This window comes from Terriglobus sp. 2YAB30_2 (assembly GCF_052114765.1).
Lineage (GTDB): Bacteria > Acidobacteriota > Terriglobia > Terriglobales > Acidobacteriaceae > Terriglobus.
This window is the reverse complement of the sequence record NZ_JBFRFJ010000001.1, coordinates 486,988-508,846: the sequence shown is the minus strand read 5'-3', so window position 1 is coordinate 508,846 and position 21,859 is coordinate 486,988. Positions and strand designations below refer to the sequence as shown.

At 57.0% G+C, this 21,859-nt stretch carries 14 protein-coding genes; 7 read left to right on the top strand and 7 right to left on the bottom strand.

Going from position 1 to position 21,859, the window contains the following annotated elements; all coding sequences use genetic code 11:
* Positions 1–35: 35 nt before the first annotated feature.
* Positions 36–1,187 carry a glycerophosphodiester phosphodiesterase family protein gene (locus tag AB4Y89_RS01955; protein ID WP_442299230.1) on the bottom strand — a complete coding sequence of 384 codons (1,152 nt, stop codon included), beginning with the start codon at positions 1,185–1,187 and terminating at the stop codon, positions 36–38.
* A gap of 80 nt (positions 1,188–1,267) precedes the next feature.
* Between AB4Y89_RS01955 and AB4Y89_RS01950 the strand changes: the two genes are divergently transcribed.
* The 5 genes from AB4Y89_RS01950 to AB4Y89_RS01930 all read left to right on the top strand — a co-directional run bounded on the left by AB4Y89_RS01950 (position 1,268) and on the right by AB4Y89_RS01930 (position 12,006).
* Positions 1,268–2,572 carry a lipid-A-disaccharide synthase gene (locus AB4Y89_RS01950; RefSeq protein WP_442299339.1) on the top strand — a complete coding sequence of 435 codons (1,305 nt, stop codon included), beginning with the start codon at positions 1,268–1,270 and terminating at the stop codon, positions 2,570–2,572.
* Positions 2,573–2,615: 43 nt separating this feature from the next.
* Positions 2,616–4,574, top strand: a complete 1,959-nt coding sequence (locus AB4Y89_RS01945) for a M1 family aminopeptidase (RefSeq protein ID WP_442299229.1) — start codon at positions 2,616–2,618, stop codon at positions 4,572–4,574.
* A 646-nt stretch (positions 4,575–5,220) separates the two neighbouring features.
* Positions 5,221–6,945, top strand: a complete 1,725-nt coding sequence (locus tag AB4Y89_RS01940) for a hypothetical protein (RefSeq protein ID WP_442299228.1) — start codon at positions 5,221–5,223, stop codon at positions 6,943–6,945.
* Positions 6,946–7,013: 68 nt separating this feature from the next.
* Positions 7,014–9,917 carry a TIM-barrel domain-containing protein gene (locus AB4Y89_RS01935; protein ID WP_442299227.1) on the top strand — a complete coding sequence of 968 codons (2,904 nt, stop codon included), beginning with the start codon at positions 7,014–7,016 and terminating at the stop codon, positions 9,915–9,917.
* A 4-nt stretch (positions 9,918–9,921) separates the two neighbouring features.
* Positions 9,922–12,006 (top strand): glycogen debranching protein, encoded by a 2,085-nt coding sequence (locus tag AB4Y89_RS01930; RefSeq protein ID WP_442299226.1) that lies wholly within the window; start codon positions 9,922–9,924, stop codon positions 12,004–12,006.
* Between the two features lie 428 nt (positions 12,007–12,434).
* Here the strand turns inward: AB4Y89_RS01930 and AB4Y89_RS01925 are convergent, their stop codons facing one another.
* From AB4Y89_RS01925 to AB4Y89_RS01910, 4 genes are all read right to left on the bottom strand, one after another.
* On the bottom strand, positions 12,435–13,208 hold the full coding sequence (locus tag AB4Y89_RS01925; protein ID WP_442299225.1) for an SDR family oxidoreductase: 774 nt from the start codon (positions 13,206–13,208) through the stop codon (positions 12,435–12,437).
* Between the two features lie 76 nt (positions 13,209–13,284).
* A complete protein-coding gene (locus tag AB4Y89_RS01920; protein WP_442299224.1) occupies positions 13,285–16,464 on the bottom strand; it encodes an efflux RND transporter permease subunit in 3,180 nt (1,059 codons plus the stop codon).
* Entirely contained in the window at positions 16,461–17,549 is a 1,089-nt protein-coding gene (locus tag AB4Y89_RS01915) for an efflux RND transporter periplasmic adaptor subunit (protein WP_442299223.1), read from the bottom strand. Before AB4Y89_RS01915 ends, AB4Y89_RS01920 begins: the two co-directional genes overlap by 4 nt.
* A 32-nt stretch (positions 17,550–17,581) precedes the next feature.
* Positions 17,582–19,045, bottom strand: coding sequence for an efflux transporter outer membrane subunit (locus AB4Y89_RS01910; protein WP_442299222.1), 1,464 nt, complete (start codon positions 19,043–19,045; stop codon positions 17,582–17,584).
* A gap of 233 nt (positions 19,046–19,278) precedes the next feature.
* On the opposite strand from AB4Y89_RS01910, the gene AB4Y89_RS01905 reads away from it, so the two are divergent.
* Positions 19,279–19,734, top strand: coding sequence for a MarR family winged helix-turn-helix transcriptional regulator (locus tag AB4Y89_RS01905; protein WP_442299221.1), 456 nt, complete (start codon positions 19,279–19,281; stop codon positions 19,732–19,734).
* A gap of 23 nt (positions 19,735–19,757) precedes the next feature.
* Positions 19,758–20,276 (top strand): DinB family protein, encoded by a 519-nt coding sequence (locus AB4Y89_RS01900; protein WP_442299220.1) that lies wholly within the window; start codon positions 19,758–19,760, stop codon positions 20,274–20,276.
* A gap of 218 nt (positions 20,277–20,494) precedes the next feature.
* On the opposite strand, the gene AB4Y89_RS01895 is transcribed toward AB4Y89_RS01900, so the two are convergent.
* A complete protein-coding gene (locus AB4Y89_RS01895; RefSeq protein WP_442299219.1) occupies positions 20,495–21,304 on the bottom strand; it encodes an alpha/beta fold hydrolase in 810 nt (269 codons plus the stop codon).
* Positions 21,305–21,381: 77 nt separating this feature from the next.
* Positions 21,382–21,840, bottom strand: a complete 459-nt coding sequence (locus tag AB4Y89_RS01890) for a DUF4126 family protein (RefSeq protein WP_442299218.1) — start codon at positions 21,838–21,840, stop codon at positions 21,382–21,384.
* Between the last annotated feature and the right edge of the window lie 19 nt (positions 21,841–21,859).

The window sequence follows — 21,859 nt, the reverse complement described above, 5'->3', positions numbered from 1 at the left end:
CGCGCCGGGAAGGTATCAGCGCGGGACGGAGGCCATTACTTTGTCTCTTCCGGCGAGAGACGAAGCGTCTCGGGAACGAATTCGCTGCTAAGCAATTTCGCATTGTTCGTCAGGTAGTACGTTGGAATCTCGGGAAATTGTTCTTCCACTAATTGCAAGGTCCGAAAATCGAAGCTCTGCACCTCGGCGCGGCCAATCATCTTTTCGCGGATGATGGCTCCGCAAAGCGCATCGACAAACTGTTGCGGCCCAGCCGAGTGATTCTGGTAGAGGTCTGCCGAAGCATTGGTATTCTGCGCTCCCGCCACCTCAGATGGCAACCGGTCGGGCATGATCTTGGTCTCGAGATTAAACCGCACCGTCGCCCCGGTGGCGACACGCTCCGCGGCATGAGGCGTGTTCTTCCCTGCCCCGCTCTTGTAGTACTCCGTATAGAACTTCACAAAGCGGAAGAGCTGCGCGGCGTTCGTAGGTGCGTACGGACTGGGCATCTTCTCCAGCTTTGCGAAGGCGACAGCGACCGGCGAAAGCGCCAGGTCGTTCTTCTGGTCCGGACCGAAGTGCAGCTTGTCACAGATGAAGGTCTTCTGTGCCTCCGGCATGGAGATGGTGTTGATATAGACACGGTTCTCCATGGTGTAGGACGCTCCATCAGCGCGGCGGCAGCTCTCCGGGTTGAGGAACTGATCGTGCCAGATCAGGGAGACTCCGTCGGTCGTGACGCCGGTATCCGTTTCCAGAGTGGTGGCGCCCTGGTCCATACCGTTCTCAAACGAGGGCAAGGTGTTCTCGGGACGCAGGCCGCGCCCGCCGCGGTGCGCGGTGATATCGAAACCCTTCAGCGGCTTTCCCGAGGCACGGAGATCTTCGACGACCTTATGCAGGATGTCCGGGCGGTCGGAGATGATGCCGTCCACGCCAAGGTCGATCAGTGCTTTCATCCTGGCCGCATCGTTGGTCGTCCAGGAAACGACCTTGAAGCCGGCAGCATGGAGCGTATCGACGCGTACCTTTGCGTTGGGTCCGACGACGCTGGAGTCTACCGGGGATAGCACCGGCGTATGCTTCGCCCCTTTCGTACGGGCATGCTCGCCCGCCTTCTTCATCAAAGCCAGGTAGGGATCGCTGCTCTGCGCCATGGCAAAGCTGCTCAACAACGTCATACAGGCAATCGTACGCTTCATCATGTATTCACTATGCAGGCCGTGGATTAATGCAGCGTTGCACTTGCTGGCCCATCAACGCCCTAGCCTAGTAGGCTGGAAGCATCGCTGACAAATCCAACCCGACCATCTTTGTCTCTGCCGGCGAGGCCAGCGGAGACCACTACGGCGCACAGCTCATTGCAGCCCTCAAGGCGGAGTTACCCGAAGCCACTTTCCTCGGCCTGGGTGGCCTTGAGATGGAAGCGGCCGGACAACAACGCGTGGTACGTGCCGAAGATGTCGCTCACATGGGCATTACCGAGATCCTTCGGCACATCCCGAAGATCTATGCCAGCTATCGCCGCCTGATCCGCGCCATCCGCGAGCGGAAGCCTGACGTAGCCGTGCTGATCGACTTCCCGGATGTCAACTTCCGCCTGGCAAAAGAGCTCCATCGGCAGGGTGTCCCGGTCGTCTACTTTGTCAGCCCGCAGCTCTGGGCGTGGAAGAAACGCCGCCTGCGTTGGGTGCAGGAACGCATCTCGAAGATGATGGTCATCTTCCCCTTCGAGCAACCGTTCTACCAGGCGCGTGGTGTCGATGCGGAATTCGTTGGCCACCCCCTGGCAGAGCTTGCGCTTCCCTCTTCCAGCCGCGAGGAGTTCGCTGCGCGCCACGGTCTGAATCCGGACAGAATCTGGATCGCCCTTCTGCCCGGAAGCCGTAGGAAAGAGATCCAGGCCAACCTGCCCACCATGCTGGAGGCAGCCAAACAGCTTTCCCTGAATCCTGCCGTCCCTCCCGAAATGCTGGAGCCGCGGAAAGAATCTGTCGTGATGGTCACATTCCAGGTCACTTCTCCCGAAGGCAGGCTGCGCCAGTCATGCTATGAGTTCCTGCTTCCGGTCGCATGGACCCTGAATCCAGAGGTAATTCAGGAGGTGATCGCCGCTATGCCCCAACCCACGATCCGCCCGGTCCTGGTGCCTGACGCGCGCGAAGCGCTGCACCATGCCACCATCGGCGTCGTCGCCAGCGGTACGGCGACCGTCCAGGCAGCCGTGATCGGCAATCCATTCGTGGTGGTCTATAAGGTATCCCCGCTGACCTTCCGGCTGGCTAAGAAGCTGGTCTCTTATCCGTCGGAGATTCCGGCTCCGCTGGACGAGCATGGCAACCTGCCCATCGCTATGGCCAACCTGATCGCCGGCCGCAGAATTGTTCCTGAGTTACTGCAGGAGAACTTCACCCCGGAAAAGCTCGCCGATCTACTGCGAAGCTGGCTGGCCGATCCGGCGAAGCTGGCCACAGTCCGGCAGGATCTGCATGCGCTGAGGCTTCAACTTGAACCCGGGAAACCCGGAGAAACCGCCATCAGCCGGGTAAAAGCAGCGGTACTCCAACTACTTGGAGAAACCTGCGTCTAACCGACTGATGGGAGTACCATCTCCCCAGAGGATATCGAAGAGAATGTCCGGCCGCGTCCGCTATCTGCTTGCTCTTGCTGCGATTTCCGTCAGCGCTTATGCTGCTCCCCTCCGTCCCCAGGTCGATGTCACCGGGTACGTCATCACTGCCGATCTCAACCCGTCGAAGAACGAGTTGACGGCTACGGCCAAGGTCACCTTCACCGCCCTGGAAGACCTCTCCAGCGTGACGCTGGAGCTGAATAACGGCCTCAAGATCACCAAGCTGACCGACGGCGCCGGAGCAACCCTGTCGGCCGACCGCGTCGCGACCGACTCCACCGTTCACATTACCCCCGCCAAGCCGCTCGCCAAGGGTGAGACGGCGACCTACACCTTCGAATATGCGGGCGTCTTGAAGGATGCCGATACCAGCCCGGTGGAGGGTATTAAGATGGCCGCAATTGCGGACCCCATCTCGATCCTGCTCTACCCCGGCCGCTGGTTCCCCGTGAGCGGCCTCTATACCGACCGCTTCACCGCCGAGATGCATATCGTCGTCCCCAAGGGCGAGACCGCAGTCGCCAGCGGCGCGGGCGGGCACAAAGACATCGCCGGCGGCAAGACCCAGTTTGACTTCAACTGGACCAAGCCGGGACTTCCGGGAACCGTCATCGCCGGCAAGTTCACGGAAAAGACCGTTGGCAACATCCGCACCTACACCACCGAGAAGCACACCGGAGATGCCGCCGGCTACGGCGAAACTGCCGCCAAGGAGTTCGAGTTCATGAGCTCCACCTTCGGCCAGCCGGAATCAACCCGCGTGAACCTGGTGGAGCTGCCCGATGATGCCGTGAGCTCTACCTGGGGACCGGAGGTAGCTGCCATCGCCGGCAGCCGCTGGCCTGACCACAACAGCTATCGCCTGCTCGCCAATACCGTTTCGCGCCAGTGGTGGGGCAGCGAAATCTCTCCCGCGACCCTGAACGATGCCTGGATCACCAACGGCATGGCTCGCTATTCGGAGCTGATGTATATGGAAGACGCCAACGGCAAGAACTCCCTCCAGAGCGCCATCCCCGATATCTCCGCCGGAGCCCTGGCCTATGACACGGTGCCCATCTCCTCCATCGGCCGCCTGGATCCGTTCTCGCCGCAGTTCCAGTCCATGTCGTACGAAAAAGGCGCCATGGTCTATCACATGCTGCGCTGGGAGATCGGCAACGACAACTTCATCAAGTTCCTCCGCAACCTGCTGTCGGTCTATACCGACAAGAGCGTCCGATCGAGCGATCTGCAAAGCTTGGCCGGAAAGATGAACCCGCAGGCCACTACGCTCGAAGCCTTCTTCGCCCAGTGGATCGACGGAACCGGAGCACCTGCCTTCCAGAACAAGTACACCGTCTTCCGTCTTGGCAGCTCGAAAGGCTTCCGCACCATCGGCCAGATCACCCAGGACCTCGACCTCTTCCGCATGCCGGTGGAGCTGCGCATCGAGACCGACGGTAAGACAGAGATTCGCCGCATCGATGTCTCCGGGTCCGAGTCGCAGTACACGGTCGAGACCTTCGGGCGTCCGCGCCGTGTCACTATCGATCCGGACAACTGGGTGCTGAAGTCCACTCCTGATCTTGCCGTGCGCGTCGCTGTTCTGCGCGGTCAGCAACAGGCTGCCCAGGGCGATCTGATCGCCGCTCTGAATGAGTATCAGAAGGCGCTGGACGCAAACAAGAACTCATCCCTCGCCAACTACCGCATCGGCGAGATCTTCTTCCTGCAGAAGAACTACCAGTCGGCAGCGAACGCCTTCCGCGATACATTACGCGGAGACGGCGATCCCAAGTGGACCGAGGTCTGGAGCCACATCAAGCTGGGCAACATCTTCGACGTCACCGGTCAACGCGATCGCGCCGTGAATGAGTACCGCCTTGCTATCCAGACCAACGACAACACCCAGGGCGCCATCAACGAGGCCCGGGCACGCATGGCTTCGCCCTACAAGCGGGAGAAGACGGACGAATAAATCGGAGTCATAATCTCCACTCGGAGGTCATCATCTTCGTGTGGAGATTCAAGCATCTTCCCTGTAGGTGCAGAGTAGGGCCTCCGCATCTATGGGCGTTTTCCGCGATGAAAACGCCGCTGCATGCCCCTTTCGGAATACCCAGCCACAGGGAAAATGCTCTACGACCCCCGTATAGAACCTATCCGTAAATGTGCTGAATAGAAGCAGGCCAAGCAGGTCCCAATATTCATCCACATCATTCGCGGTGAAGTCCTTGATGGTGTACGCAAGGGTGATATGGCAGCCATACACGCATGATCGATTGCACTTCATCCCTTGCATTCCCGCCCGAGCAAGAATTTCATTTGTCATTTGCTCGTGATGTTGGTACAGTCGGTTTCTATTCAGTTCAAGAGTCTAGGCTCCGCTTGCAGTAGACACCTTTCCCAGATCTGAACAATGTAATTGCGTTTCAAGTAGCTGGATATCCGCAGCGTCGATCGCGACTGCTCAGTGGACCATCCACGCTCGCGCTTCATCGGTTGTGCGGGAACTGCGTAATACCGGGCCTTTAAATTCATTTCTGGTTGTGACAAAAGAGGCTGTGAAACCGGCGCGAATTGCGCTGGCTCTGTACTGCCTCTTGGAAAGAATCGGGGTAATCATGCAGAGAAAATGGATTCTCCTCTCGTTCGTTGGCGGCTTACTTGTCATCGCCTCATTGGCAGGTTTTTACCTGGTTAGAAGAACAGGCGCTCAGCCATTGCAGGCTGGCCTGCGGCAGTTCCCTTCAACACTTTCACCACAGCTTCCTTACGATGTAAACGCCGCTCAGATTGAGGCGATGATGGCGGAGGTCCATCCGCAGAACGGCGGCGAGTACTCGCCCCACGACACAGAGCTTGTACTGAAAGCGCAACGGGAGTTTGACATCCTCTCGTGGCAGGCCTTCCTGGCGCTGAACTGGCCGCAACAGTCCTATGAGTCGCCACAGTCGAGCCTCAATGCAACTTCAGGTCAGCCTCTATGGAGCTATTGGGTCCCGATCGAAAAGATCTTTCTGCCAAATGGCGCTCGGCCCCAATTCCCATGGAATCCCGCGCAACAGGTGAAGGACGCGGCAACCAACGGCATTTCATTGACGATGACAAAGGCGGCATGGCGGCAGCAGGCCTCTGCCAGCGATAACTTTCAAGCCTTTTCCGGGCCGCTGGTTGACCAGAACGGCAAGTGGGCTCGCTATGAAGCACTGGTGGATCCAGAGGAGTACGAATACCTCTACAAGAATGAGCTCTATAGTATCGATGGCCAGATTCGCTTCAGCAATCAAGACGTCAACCAAAGCGAAGTCTCGATGCCGCTCAATTCCGGCAATAAGAAGCACGGATCAATCGAGATCAAGCTCTCCTGGAAGGAACTGGGACCAAACGACGACCGGTCACGTTTCTATACGAAACGGGTTCGTGTTGAACTTTCCGAACCAACCAACGGTGGGCCGCCGCAGTACCGCACCATCGACGCAGGTCTCGTCGGGATGCATATTGCGATGCGTACCGAATCTTCTCCGGAGTGGATCTGGAGCACCTTCGAGCAGATCGACAATGTGCGTCAGAATCCTCTGGAACACGGCGGCCTGAGCCACGCGAACTTCATGAACCCTGCGCTGAAGAACGCTCCCGTGAACGTGCTTCCAGCAAAGAACGGTGATTGCACCAACGGCACGAACTGCCAGACCTGGTATGAGAACCTGACCACCACACCTGTCCAGACGTCTCGCGTACAGATCCCGCTCCAGCATGGCCTCAACCCCATCGATGACAAGATCAGCGACGCCGTAGCGGAGCTGAACAAGCAGGTGCAGGCACTGCTTCACAGCCAAGGTTCCGTCTTTCAGTATTATGAGCTGATCGGAACACAGTGGCCCGTACACAAATTCGCGCCCGCTTATGCCGGCGGCCAGGGGAGTGCCCCGGAGAGCATCACCAATAAGACACCCGGCGACGTGGTTCCAGTCTTTCTGGTGAACACCACCATGGAAACCTACTTCCAGAAGGGCGGACAAAACGCCGGCTGCCTGGAACAGGACGATCGTCTACCCGACAACTGCACTGCTGACAACACACCGGTGACAGGTACGGAGAGCTGCGTCGGTTGCCACTATTCCGCGGGTATTGCCACGGGTTGGAAGCGAGACATGAACGGGAATCCCGTGATTGTCAACGGAGTGAAGCAGCCTATTTATGGAGAGAACGGCCACTTTGGACGTTCGGCCCATGCCAGCTTCAGCTGGATGCTGCAGATTGAAACCAGTAAACAAAACCTGGGAGCGGAAGCAAGTGTTCCGGCCCGAAAGCGTTTCTCAATGCACACACCCAATCGTCAGCCGTAGAGCATTTTCCCTGTAGGTGTAATGCTCTAGAACTCCACATTGAAGAGCAGCAAAGGGGTCATTTCGCAATGAGTGTTGATTCAAGAGATTCCAGCTACCGCTATGTTCCCGTCGATGGCTTCAACCCGAACAGTGCAACAGGATGGACATCATTCGGCAATGTAAGCCAATGCCTCTATGACAAAGGTGATGGGATCTTTACCCTGACCGGCACGGGATCGGGAGGCAGTCAGCCTCCTGAACTCAAGATCTATGTGCTTGGGCCGGCGGCATTCCGTGTGCGCTTCAATCCCCAAAACGACTACAGCATGGATGGCTCTTTCGCTGTGGTCAACAAGGATCTGGGAGCACCGGCCGTCAACATTCTGCAAAATGACTCCGTCAAGCTTTCAGTGGATCTGGGCTCTCTGCGGCTCGACGTCCTCTTTCAGCCATTCACCGTGCAGGTGTATTGGAAGAACCATCTCATCAGCACAGATGTGGCCCCTGGCCTCATCTATGTCGCCAACGGCGGCAACGCCGTCGCCAACTTCAAGACCTATCCTGCGAATGCCAACTACTTTGGAGCCGGAGAAAAGGGCGGCAACGACCTGCGGTTGAATGAAGCCGCCCTGACCTTCTTCAACTACGACAACTTCAAATACTGCGGCCAGAACTCCGACGATCCTCCCGCTCCTAACGGCGATGGGTTCCTGCGAGTCATCCCCTACAACTCCAACTACAACGACCCCATGGTACAGCCCGGGCCACTGAACTGGTCTGAACCGTTGTACAACTCGATCCCCTTCTTTCTTGAGGACAACCCGAATCCCCTTGACCAGGGCGGACAGCCCACCGGCGTTCCGTATGCCTATGGCATCCTGCTGGACAACGAGTCCCAGAGCTACATGAACTTCGGAGCAAGTTCCAGCTACAACGGCAATATGTACGGGAAGTACTTCTTCGGCGCACTCTATGGAGAGATCGATTACTACTTCATGGCCGGAGATGCCGCTCCGGATGTGCTGCGGCAATACTCAACGCTGGTAGGCCCGGCTGCTCTTGCTCCCATGTGGGCGCTTGGAAACCACCAGGGATGCTACGGATACTACGACCAGGGCCGGGTGCTGAATGCGATTCAGCAATACCGCGCAAGCAATATCCCGCTCGACGGCATGCACATCGATGTCGACTTCCAGGATAACTACCGCACCTTTACCGCCAGTCAGATGAAGTTCCCCAATGGGGGAGCGAACTGCTTCTCGCAGGCCGCCGCCATGGGCGTCAAGTGCAGTACGAATATCACCGGAATCGTGACGATTCAGCCTCTCGATGAAAACGGCAATGCCACGCCGTATTCCGTACTGCAATCCGGACTCGCTATCAATGCCTTTGTGCAGGACAATCGCGCGGAAGGCCAGGGGCCGGCTTATCCAAAGCCCTTCGTCACCAATGAGAGCTATGGAGTGAACTACGGGTTCAATCCATATCCATCGCCAGGCGCTCCTTACAATCCCGGTTCCGGGACGGCGCTGGGCACCTATGGCTACTACGCGGACCTCGGCCAACTGCAGTTCCGCGACTGGTGGGGTGAACTATACAAGCCTCTGCTCGATGCCGGCCTCGAGATGGTGTGGCAGGACATGACCGATCCTGCAACGCAGCCCAGTATCTGCGACTCCGCGCCTTATAAGACACTCCCGCTCAACGTGTTGATGTTCGATTACACGCAGAACAAGATGGTGCCCAGCGCCGAGATCCACAACGTGTTTGCGCTCAACCTGATCAGCGCAACGCATACAGGCATGATCAGGCTTCGCAAAGCGGCGGGTGTAGACAAGCGGCCATTCATCATCGCCCGCGGCGGCTACGCGGGAGTCCATCGTTACGCTGCCAGCTGGACCGGTGACTCTGCGTCTGACTGGAACTTCCTCTCCATCCTGATCCCGGAGATCCTCAACTTCGGTCTCTCAGGTCAGCCAATGTCAGGCGCAGACGTTGGAGGCTTTGCGACCAGCTCTGCCGGAGGCTCTGCGAACGGTACTGGTCCCAATGGAGTCACTAATCCCGATCTAATGGCACGCTGGACCACCGTGAGCGCCTTCATCGGCTGGTGCCGCAACCACTATGACGGATACAACAAGCAGTACCAGGAGCCGTACGCATATCCGGATCCCTGCCAATCCGCATGCCGCAAGTACATTGAGATCCGCTACAAGCTGCTGCAGCTCTTCTACGACACGCTGTACCAGTGCACACAGACGGGTCTTCCCATCTGCCGTCCATTGTTCCTTACCGATCGCCAGGACCCCGGTGTGTATCAGGAAGCGTTTCTGAACACTCAGTTCATGGTGGGCAACGACTTGCTGATCGCGCCGATCATTCAACAGAGCTGGAACCGTAACGTCTATCTTCCGGCAGGCAGTGACTGGTTTGCCTATCAGGATGCTCAGGCTCCTCTGCCGCAAAAGAACGCGGGCGGCCAGAGCTTCAACTGGTATGCTCCGCTTGACCTGGTGCCGATGTACGTTCGTGCGGGAGCGATTCTTCCGCGGCGCGAACTTGAGCAGTACGTCGGTCAACTGCCTCTGTGCCCGCTTACCTTCGAGTGCTATCCCGGTCCCGACCGCGACTACACACTCTACCTCGACGACAAGATCGGCACAGGCTACCAGGAAGGCAAGTACAGGCTTACGACCATTGCACAAAAGACCGTGCCCAGCGTACGCACCGTAACGGTAACCCGGACCTACGACCAGTTCACACCCAAGGAGACGTTCTTCTATGTCTCTCTCCTGCAGGCGACACATGCCGCCAGTGTTACGGTCAACGGGACCGCAGTTCCCGATCTCACAAGCTCCAGTGACCAGGCGGGCGCCTCCGCGCTGGGAGCCTCGAAYGTCAATGCCTTCTACTTCAACGTCTCTCTGCAGACCGTCTTCGTGAAGGTCTTCGATACTGCTTCCGTCCTTACTGTAGTGGCCAACTTCTAAACTTATGCCCTTCGCCACGCGAGCAGGACAATCACAACCCCTGGGAGCAACGGTCAACCCGTCAGGCGTCAACTTTTCTCTGTTCTCGCAGAACGCCACACAGGTTGACCTGCTCCTGTTTGCCTCACCGCTGGATCCTGCGCCTTCGCAGGTCATCACGATTCAGCAACCGACGATGTTTTACTGGCATGTCCAGGTGGATGGCCTGCAGGCGAATACTGCGTATGCGTTTCGCGTGCATGGCCCATCCAGTCCGGCCGACCTGACAAACTTCGGCCACCGCTTCAACCCCAATAAGGTATTGATCGACCCTTATTCGCGAGGCAACATCGACACCCTCTGGGTTGCCGCGCCGTCAAAGGACAACAGCGATAACGTTGCACAATCCATGCGCAGCATGGTCATCGACGACTCCGGCTACGACTGGGAGGGCGACACGCCGCCGAATACTCCACTGGAGTCAACGGTAGTGTATGAGCTACATGTGCGTGGCTTTACGGAGTCACCATCGTCGAACGTTGCTAACCCGGGAACCTTCTCCGGCCTGATCGAGAAGCTGCCCTATATCAAATCCCTTGGTGTGACCGCCATCGAGCTCATGCCGGTTTTCGACTTTGATTCCAAGACCCCGAAGAGAATTAATCCGACAACTGGCCAGGGGCTGAACAATTACTGGGGATATGATCCCATCTGTTTCTTTGCGCCGCATGCGGAGTATTGCGTCTCGCCCATGACTTCAAGCCACGTCAACGAATTTCGAGATCTCGTCAAAGCGGCGCACAAGGCGGGCCTCGAAGTCATCCTCGATGTGGTCTTCAACCATACCGGCGAGGACGATCAGAACGGGCCGGTCATAAGTTTCAAGGGCATCGACAACAGCGTCTTTTACTTCCTGCAGCAGCTGGACCATACGTACTACCGTGGAGACCTCACCGGATGTCCGAACGCTGTACGCTGTAACCACCCAGCAATGACCAAGATGCTGACGGAGAGCTTGTCCTACTGGGTTACCGACATGCATGTCGACGGTTTTCGGTTTGACCTCGGGGCTGTTCTGACACTGGGAGAAGACGCCCGGGAGCTGGAGTATCCGCCGATCGTCTGGGCAATCAACCTGGATGAACGCTTTGCCAATATCAAGGTCATCGTCGAACCCTTTGGGGGCGATCAGGGAGACGTGCTGGGGAAGTTCCCGGATATTCGGTCAGCTACCTGGAACTTTCAGTTCAAGAATGTGATCAGGCGTTTCGTCCGCGGAGATGCCGGACTCATCAGCCAGGTCGCCAGCCGCCTCTGCGGCAGCTCCGACATCTTCCAGCAATCGGGCTACGGCCCGCACAACGGCATCTCCTACCTTGCTTGCCACGACGGCTTTACCCTGAACGACGTAGTCAGCTACAACACCAAACACAACGAAGCGAACTTTGAAGACTCGGGCGATGCGGACAACATCAGCAACAACTATGGAGTAGAAGGCCCCACGGCCGACCCGGCGATTAACTCCATCAGAGAACGCCAGATACGCAACTTCCTCGCCCTTCTCTTTCTCTCGCAGGGAGTCCCCATGCTGCTGGGAGGCGATGAGTGCCGTCGCACCCAACAAGGGAACAACAATCCTTACATCCAGGACAACCCAATCAGTTGGTTTGACTGGACCTTGCCCGTAATGGAGAAAGATCTGGTCGCCTTTACAGCGGGCATGATCGACTTCAGAAAGCGCCACCCAGCGCTCAGCCGGCAGACCTTTTTCACCGGGCAGGTCATAACTGACGGCCTGCAGGATATCTCCTTCCACGGCTGCAACCTATATCAGCCCGGCTTCAATGACCCGAACTCACGGGTACTCGCCATCACGATCGCCGACCCGGCGGGCGTGGAGCATATCCATGCGATCTTCAACATGGAGTTCACGGCGCTTCCCTTCCAGCTTCCACAACTTCAGGGACGACAGTGGTTCCGCTTCGCCGACACGGTTCYACCCGCACCCAATACGATCGCTGCTCCCGGTACAGAAGTGGCAATCACAACGCCCAGCTACTTCGCCAGTTCCAGGTCGGTAGTTATTCTTGTGTCGAAGCGAAACCCATAAGGATGCGTACCATCGGAGAATGGACAACGAGAGCGTCGTAAATGTTGTCATCCTGAACGTAGTGAAGGACCTGCTTTTTCAATGCTTCGGATGGCAAAGCTTCATGATTATGTCGCGAACTTTAGATTCACTACACTGGGGCGTATCGACACATTCGCCTTGGCTGCGGAGTTATAGAGCGGGCCTTCAGCGCTTATCGTTTACATTGCCCGGGTGCCTACCCTAGCGTTCAAACTCGCCCGCGCTTCTCAGCGATCAACCTCACTCGCTCATACCGTTCTCGCGCTGAAGCAGCAAACCTCGCACTGACAGCATGCAAAATATGAGGAGGTGCGGTCTCTGGACGCCCTGCGTCGAACGGAGGCGCTGGGGGCGTACTCCAAACGAAGCTGAACGTCCTGTGCCGCATCTTCACCGGCAGAGCCTCCTTATTTCTTCCCGGTCGGGACCAATGGCTTAGAAGCCTTCCAGAGCTGGCGGTTGATGAAATTAGGTGCGAGGCGCCGCATCAACGCGAGTTGATTGGACTGCCCCGGCCGAATCTCGAGCTTACCTGCCTTGAAAGCTGCAAAGGATTTTTTGATCAACTCGTCTGTGGTCATCAGAGCGACTCCACCTTCTTCTGCAAGATCTGCTGCCAGATCGGTCTTTACACCTGGCGGCATAACATCGATCACCTCGACGCCCGTCTCCTCCAACTGGAAACGCAGCGATTGGGTGTAAGAGTGAACCGCCGCCTTCGTGGCACAATAGATCGGCGCGGACGGCAGCGGCACAAAAGCGAGTGCAGAGGACACGTTGATGACGGTACCCTTGTTGGCCGTGAGGATGTCGATGAATGCAGAGGTCATGCGAATCACACCGCCCACGTTGATATTCACCTCGGTCATCAATCCGTCGAGATCGACGGCCGGCGCCTTGAGGTTCTTGTAGAGCATGATTCCCGCGTTGTTCATCAGCACATCCAACTTCGGGAACTCAGCCTTCACACGCGTCGCCAGCGCTGCGATTTGCGCAGGGTCCGCAACGTCGCCCTGAATCGTGTGGAGTTTTGGGTACTTGGCTTTCACTTCATCGAGCACCGTCTGGCGGCGGCCCGTCACGATGACGGTGTTGCCGAGTTCGAGAAACTTGAGCGCGAAAGCTAGGCCGATCCCGGCAGAGCCTCCAGTGATGAGAATAGTGCGACCGGTGAGTTTCATAAGAGCTCCTTAATTACGGACGATACGAATCGCTTTTTGTGTCTGAAGTTCGGCTATTGATGATCGAGCCTTTCGGCTAGGAATGCGCCAGCACTGCCTGCGCCTCATCCTTCTGGACCGCTGTTGTTTTTACTCGAAACCAGATGGAATAGAGTGCGGGCAAAAATACGAGCGTCAGCACTGTACCCACAGCGGTTCCGCCGATCAGTGTGTATGCCATCGAACCCCAGAAGACTGAGAAAGTCAGGGGAATGAAGGCTAACACAGCCGCGAGCGCTGTAAGGATTACCGGGCGTGATCGCTGTACTGTTGCCTCAACGACAGCGTGATAACTATCAAGTCCTTCCTCCTGGTTTGTTTTAATTTGACCGATCAGGATCAACGTATTGCGCATCAGGATGCCAGCTAATGCGATCAAACCAAGAATCGCATTGAACCCAAATGGTTGATGAAAGAGAAGCAGTGTCGGAACAACGCCAGCGACACCGAGAGGGGCTGTAAGAACCACCATGAACATCGCCGAGAATGACCTGACCTGGAGGATGATCACCGTGAGCATCAGCACGATCATTAGGGGAAATACCGTCGCCAGAGCTCTGTTTGCCTTACCGGCTTCTTCTATATTGGCGCCCGTCTCGATCCTGTAGCCCTCGGGCAGGCTTGCGATGATCGGCTGAATTGCCTTTTCAATCTCAACAGAGACCTGTGGAGGCTGAAGCGATTCATCAAGGTCGCTTTGTACCGTAATGGTCGGCAACCGATCACGACGTTTGAGAATCGGTTCTTCGGGGCGAATCTCGACGTGGCCGACTTGACTGAGTGGAACAGCCTTCCCCGAGCGATTCATCAAGGTCATATCGTTAAGCTTTCTGGGATCAAAGCGATCTGTTCCAGCGCTTCGAGCAACGACCTCCACCGTTCGAATATCCTCACGGACCTGCGTTACCGGCGCACCGGTCAGAAGAAATTGGATCTGTTCGGCAGCCTCGTGGGATGAAAGGCCGATCAGTTGTAGCCGCGCCTGATCGAGCACGAAATGCACCGTTGGCGCGCGTTCGCCCCAGTCCAAATTCACTTGTCGGGTGTGAGGATTTTCCCGCATTACAGCCTGTACTTGCGCTGCAATGGCGCGGTCCTTTGCCAGGTCGGGGCCCATGACGCGAAACGCAACCGGCCAGGGGGAATATGGTCCGAATACAAGCTGCGAGGCACGCACACGGGCTTCCGGCGCAAGGCCCTGCTCAGCCCGTTCACGCAGCCTGAGCTTCAGACGATCCCGATCCTTCTCGTTGTCCGTCAGGACGATGACTTTCGCGAAATTGGGGTTCGGAAGTTCTGGATTATAGGAAAAGAAGAAGCGCGGAGCCCCAGCCCCAATGTAAGCCGTGACGATCTTTGCCTCGGGTTGCTGCCGCAGCCAGTCCTCTACCTTCTTTGAAGTCGCGTTCGTAGTTTCTATGCTCGTGCCCTGAGGCAGCGTCAACTCTACGAGGAGTTCAGGACGATCGGATTGAGGAAAGAACTGCTGCTTGACGAGTCCCATTCCTGCGACTGAGACGAGAAAGATGCCCAGGACAATGCACGCAACGAAAAGCTTCCGGCGTACCGCCCAGGCGATCAGCCGGCGGAGCTTCTCGTAGCCGGGTGTTGCATACATTGCTCCATGGCCGCCGGGCGAGATTTTAATCTCGGGCAGCATCTGCACGCCGAGAAAAGGAGTAAAGGTCACCGCGACAATCCATGAGGCGAGCAGTGCAAAACCCACGACCCAGAAGATATTTCCGGCATACTCGCCGGCAGTCGATCGCGCGAACCCAACCGGCATGAGACCAATGACAGTGACCAGCGTGCCTGCCAGCATGGGAGCAGCGGTATGACTCCATGCATATCCGGCGGCCCGGACACGGTCCCACCCTTCCTCCATTTTGACCACCATGATCTCGATGGAGATGATCGCGTCATCCACCAAAAGCCCAAGGCCCAGGATCAGCGCACCCAGCGTGATGCGATCGAATACTCTTCCAGTGGCAAGCATGACGACGAAGACGCCTGCCAAGGTCAGCGGAACGGCTGCGGCCACAACGAGTCCTTCGCGCCAACCGAGGCTGATGAAGCTAACGATCATGACCACTGCGAGAGCCACAAAGAACTTCAGCATGAACTCATCCACTGCTTCACGGATGTTTACTGCCTGATCCGTCACCTTGGTGAAAGTGATGCCGGCAGGAAGATCAGCGGAAATCTTCTTCTGTTCGGCCACAAGAGCTTTACCAAGGTCCAGACCGTTCCAGCCCTCCTTCATCACGATGCTTAGAAGTAAGGCCGGTTGGCCATTATGACGAATAAGGTAGGTTGCGGGATCCTCGTATCCGCGCTTTACATCGGCAACATCGGAGAGCTTGAGGGTGCGCCCGCCGGCGACAATCGGCGTGTCTCGAATCTTCTGGAGATCGTCGAACGCTCCATCCAGGCGAATGTAAACCTGCTGAGCTTTCGTATCGATAGATCCGGATGGAGTGACCGCATTCTCGCGAACCAGCGCGTCGAAAATATCTCGTGCGCTTACTCCCAGCGTCGCGAGCCGTGGATACGAGAACTCGACAAAAATACGTTCCGGCCGTTCTCCTACGATGTCAATCTTTTTTACACCCGGGACCTGAAGAATCCGCTGCCGAAGAGTTTCCGCTTCGCGCGTAAGCTGGCGAGGAGGAAGACCTGGAGCCTCGACCGAGTACAGTGCGAACGTTACATCCGAGTACTCATCATTGATAAAGGGTCCCAACACGCCCTGAGGCAAGTTGTGCGCTTCGTCGCCTAGCTTTTTCCGGGCCTGGTAAAACTCTTCCGGAACGTCCTTTGGAGGGGTATTGTCCCTGAGAGTTACCATCATCAGCGCCAACCCGGGGCGCGTAAAAGTCTCTACCCGATCGTAGTCGCGCAATTCCTGCATGCGCTTTTCGAGTGGCTCGGCAACAAGATCCTGCATCTCCTGTGCTGTCGCTCCGGGCCACACCGCTGCAACAGTAAACACCTTAATGGTGAAGCTGGGATCTTCTGCGCGTCCCAGTTTGAGGAAGGCAAAGATACCGGCGGCGGCGATCGCAATCAGCAAGAAGAGAGTGATCGCCTTTTCGCGGACCGCGAGGGCCGAAAGGTTTAGAAACTGCTTCTCGGCATGTTCGCGAACATCGGGTCCAGAGATGCCATGCTCATGGTGCAGCTTTTCGGTGTTGTCTGACGTATAGTGATCGCTCATCGAACTTCTCCCTTGGCTTCTACCCGCACGCGTTCGCCATCGTGAAGGAGATGAACTCCAAGGGCCACGACCTCTTGTCCTGGACGCAGGTTACCGCTGATGGTTGCCAGCTCTTCATCGAGCTGGCGCACTTGTACAGGTTGAAATGACACTGTGGACGTAGGTTGGTTCAGGACCCAGACCCCCGGTCCTCTTCCTCGATCGACGATGGACGACGCCGGTATTTGCAAGATGTCCATTCCCGGATCGCCGGAGAGACGGACGGTAACGGTCGCTCCCAGTGGGGCGTTCGCGGCAGCGCCTTCGAGAACATACCGTGCCTCAAAGGTGCGTGTCTGTGGGTCAGCGGCATTAGAAAGCTGCCGCAATCGAACTGGGACTCTCGTCGTGCTGCCGTAGAGGGTTGCGTATGCGGTCGATCCAATCGCCGGTCTCAATGTCTCCGGTAAGCTCACGGTGGCTTCTCTCGGGCCGGATCGGGCAAGCTTAACGACCGTTTGGCCTGCCGCTACCACTTGTCCGGGCTCGACTTCGGTCTCGATAACTACGCCATCCGCATCCGCAACAAGTTGCGAGTAATCGTCCTCATCTCGCGCAACTTGCTCCTGAGCCTTGGCGGCAGCGAGCTCAGCCTGTGCCGCATCGGATGCAGCCTTGATCTGATCGTAGATGGAAGCGGAAACCGCGCCGCTCTTGACCAAACCGCGATACCGGGACTCATCGGCCGCCGCTTGAACAGCTTTTGCCTTCGCTGCAGCGACGGTTTCTGATCGCGCCGTGATGGCATGGACGTAGTCGGTCCGATCGATCGTCATAAGCAGTTGTCCGGCACGGACAAACTGCCCCGTGTCGACTAACCGCTTCGTAACCTTGCCGGGGATTCGGAAGCCCAGATCGCTCTCTACACGCGCAGATACCACGCCCGTGAATGCGCGATCTGCTCCGGAGTGTGAGCTTACTTCAACGATGCGAATCAGCTCCGGCTCCGTTCTCGGGTCTAACTCCCGCTTCTGACTGCAACCAGCCAGGCTGACCACGAGACCGGTAATAACCAGGGCGGCGTAACTGAAATTCATCTTTTTCATATGGCGATCCTTCTTGAAGTTTTCGATTTTGATCATTGGAGCCAGCCGCCCCCGAGAGCGCGATAAGAGCCGACTGCTGCGCGTGCCGCACTCTCTCGAGCTACTGCCAGGTCATCCTTGGCGACAAGCAATTGGCGATCGGCGTCGAGCACATCCGTAAGGCCGATGACTCCCGCGGCATAGGACTCTTCCGAGCGGTCGCGCACACGCTGTAGTTCAGCAATCTCACGAAGGATCTCATTGCGGCGATTCTCCGATTGGACGAGGAGACTGAAGGCGTCTTCAACGTCTTCAGCGGCGTGCAGGACGGAGCTTCGATACTGGAGCAGGGCTTCAGCATTCGCGCCTAGCGCTAGCTGCACTTCTGAGGCGACACGGCCGAAATCGAAGAGTCTCCAGCGAAGACCAACTACACTGGCGGGCTGAAATCCCTGCTGCTCGAAAAGGTGTGCGGGCGCGACCGCCTGAGATCCGACGATGCCTGAAAGGGAGAGCTTGGGATAGTATTCGGCGATTGCCTGGCCAATGTGAGCATTTGAAGCAGCAACCATTCGCTCAGCAGCGATGATGTCAGGTCTCCTGCGTAATAGATCCATGGGCGTGCCGAAGGCGGAAATTTCCGGTACATCGGGAATGTCGGCCACCGACGTCAACTCCGCTGCGTAGGTTCCCGGCTGGGCTCCCATCAGGACATCAAGCCGGTTGAGCTGTGCCTCCAGGGAAACCGTAATCAGTGGAATGGTCGCCCTGGCTTGCGACAGTACAGCTTGTGCCTGAGCCAGTTCGCGGTCAGAAGCGATGCCCGCATCCCTGCGCTGCTGCACGAGCTCGACGAGATGGTTGTCCGTGGCGATTTGCTCTTTGGCAAAGTTCAGGCGAGCTTGTGCGCCACGTATCTGCAGGTAAGCATCGGCGGCTTCCGCAGCCACTGTGATCCTGGTTCCCGTTTGGGATGCTTCAGCTGCCTGGGCTTCAGCAGTTGCCGCCTCGGCTCCTCTTTTCAAACCGCCGAACAGATCTGTTTCCCAACTCGCGGCAATTCCTAAGTCGTAATAGTTCTGATTGCGGTCATAGCCGGGCAGGTGCGAGGCAAGACGACCGGTCGTGCTTTCTGTCGACTGGTGAATTGTGGTGGTCGAAGCATTGAGATTTCCTGCTGGCATCCGCTGCGCTCCTGCTCCCCGTGCAGCGGCGCGCGCCTGCTGCACTCGCGTCATGGCAGCGGCAAGGTCGAGATTCTGGTCCAGTGCCCGCTTCACGATCCTTGTCAGCTCAAGGTCATGGAAGCCTGTCCACCACTGATCGAGAGGCGGTGCCGTTAGGGAAGCAGTACGGCTTTCGATGGAGGGAGCGTTATGAAACGGCTGCAGGTTGACCGTAGGGCGCTGATACTTCGGCCCCACCGCGCATCCTGTAATTCCAGCGGTTAGTGCGATGGCAAAGCCGATTCGAAGAGTGATTTTTTGCACAGCAGATGAGCCTATTTGGGGCAACATTTTCGGGCATCCTTACTTGAACGAAATCGCGTACACACGCAAAGTTCGTACGGTTTTCCATGGCACAATAGATGTATATGCATATAATTGAGATTCAAAAAGGAATTTGTAAAATCCAAAGCTTGGAATCCGCCGCCTCCCGGACGCACGGTCTCCGTGAAGGCTCGCCCGCTTCCTGTTGGATTTCGAGTTATTTTTGAATCCTAATTAGATGTATACGCATCTTTTCTAGCATGAAGAGCTCGTTGACTCCAACTCTTCCTTGCATGTGCGCCAATATTCGCCGTGCTGCTCGGGCTTTCACCCAGACCTATGACGAGGCGCTACGACCTCTCGGACTGACGATCACGCAGTTCACCATCCTTCAGGCGCTTTCATTGTCGGGAGAGCCGACGCAGGGTGAGCTCGGAGAAATTCTCGCCATGGACAGCACCACGCTGACTCGAACGCTCGCAATTATGGACCGGCATGGATGGATTGCTAAGAAATACGGGGCCGACCGGCGAGAGCGGCGGCTGAGTCTGACTCGGTCTGGGGAATCCGAATTCAACCGTGCAGTTCCGTACTGGCGAAGCGCGCAGGAAACTCTGTGCAAACGGCTCGGCAAACAACGCTGGGACGCACTGGCGAAATTGGTCAACGACACAACCTCGATGCTCGTTGAGCAAGAGGTTTTGGACGCGAAGTAGGTCTTTTCACTTCGGGAGAAGAGATGAATCTTTACGGTCCAAAACAGTTGGCCGACAGCATTCGCGCAGTTCGACGAAACACGGTTTCTATCGCCGAAGACGTCCATGAAGATGACTACCTATTCCGTCCGGCTGGGGACAGCCGCTCAGTCGCGGAAATCCTGATCCATATTGCCTTCTTCTCCAACTTCGATTATCTCTTCCACGAAGAAAAGCATATGACAACGATTGAGGCCTTCGATTTTGGCAAGTTCCTTAGAGATAGCGAGTCCCGGGAGAAGAGGCTCCATACAAAGTCCAAGCTCATTGAGCTGCTGAGAGCTTCGGGAGAAAGCTGGGCAGAGTGGGTGGAATTCCTGCCTGAGCGGTTCCTGACTGAAGGCGTCGCCCAACGCGACGGAACATTGAAGACCCGCTTTGAGATGATTTTGAGAACAAAGGAACACGAGCTGCACCATCTTGGTCAGCTCGCGGTCATTGCACGAATGCTTGGCATTGCACTCTCACGCGAGCTAGAGCATTTCCCTGTAGGTGTAGTGTAGGGCTTCCGTATCTATGGGCGTTTTCCGCAATGAAAACGCGGTTGCACTCCCCTTCCGGGATACCCAGCAACAGGGAAAATGCTCTAAGCGCGCAGGAACTGCTCGTCGGACCTCGGGGGAACATGGAGACAGGCGGCACGTTCCCATTCCGACGCGATAATCTACGACGCCTGTCGACACGATCCCTACGCGCAGTCATTCCAATCGTTGTTACCGGTCTACGGCTTAAGAGAGCCTGCGGCGTTCTCCACGACCTTCGTTACGTCCGCGGGGTGGCTCAGCATTGCAAGATGGCCCGAGGAGAGCGTGGTCGTCGTGGCGTTCATTCTCTTCGCCATTGTGGCTTCAAGCGTCGGCGATATGACGTGATCATTGCTTGACACGACATACCAGGAGGGGAGGCTCTTCCATGCAACCTGTGAGATCTTCGCGGCGAATGCGCCCGGAGCCGAGATAGGGCCCTGCGTGGCGGCAATGGTTGTCTGCTGATCAGGCGTAAGATCCGGGGCGAAATCCGCTGCTACGCCCGCAGTACTGAGAGTAAGGTAGCCTAGCGAGTCCTGCTGCAAATCGGCCATGATTGGCGTGGCTGGAGCTTGGCCGTTGAGGTCGAGTACGGACTCTCCATTGTCAGGTGCATAGGCCGCGACATAGACCAACCCCGCAACCTTCGGGTCGGTTCCTGCCTGAGTGATGACGACGCCTCCATATGAATGGGCCACCAGCAGGGTCTTGCCAGTCTCTCGCGCCAAAGCACGTTGAAGCGTCGCGACATCGTCGGCCAAAGAGGTGAGCGGAAGTTGAATCGCTGTCACGTTGTAACCATCTGCATTCAGGCTCGTGATGACTTGATTCCACGAGGAGCCATCGGCCCAGGCTCCATGTACGAGCAGGACATTCTTGATGCCGGTTGGGCCAGAGGCCTGCACCGTCGGAACGCTAGCGATCCGGGAAGAGCATCCGGCGAGAGCGAGAGTCATCGCCGGAACGAGAAGGCGTAAGGAAGCCTTGACGTTAGAGCTGAACATACATTGATCCTTTTCTCGGTGTAACTTCCTGGGTATGTTTTCTGGTGGGAACTCCCAGGAGATTTTGTTGCTAACTGCTAGTGGAGTGCGATGAAGGCCAGCGCGACCGCCAGGACATCCTCGAGCAATGCTGCCGGCAGGTCACGACCAAATGAGCGGGCGGCGAAAGCCCGTGCCTTAGAGCCGCCGTATGTGCCAGCGACGCTACCGACGATGCCTGCAATGAGACCGACGATGGTGTTGCCCCTGGAGAGGCCAACGGCCGCTCCGCTTGTTGCGCCCATGAGAAGACGAGCGCCGAACTGTGGTAGAACAAGGCGGCTTGGGGTCTTCGGAAGTTTGTCTGTGACAAGCTCTCCTAAAGCCATGAAGCTGAGGATAAGCGCGGTGATGCGTTTTCCGAGGAAGGAGAGCCATGTTCCCTGGAGTGGAAGATGCTCCGAGTTAGCGGCCCAGCTTAGAGCGGCGAGTCCAACGATGGCACGAAGGCCACAGGCAAACCCGATGACGAATGCAGAGATGACGATCGTATTCATTTATTCTTCTCTCTAGGTG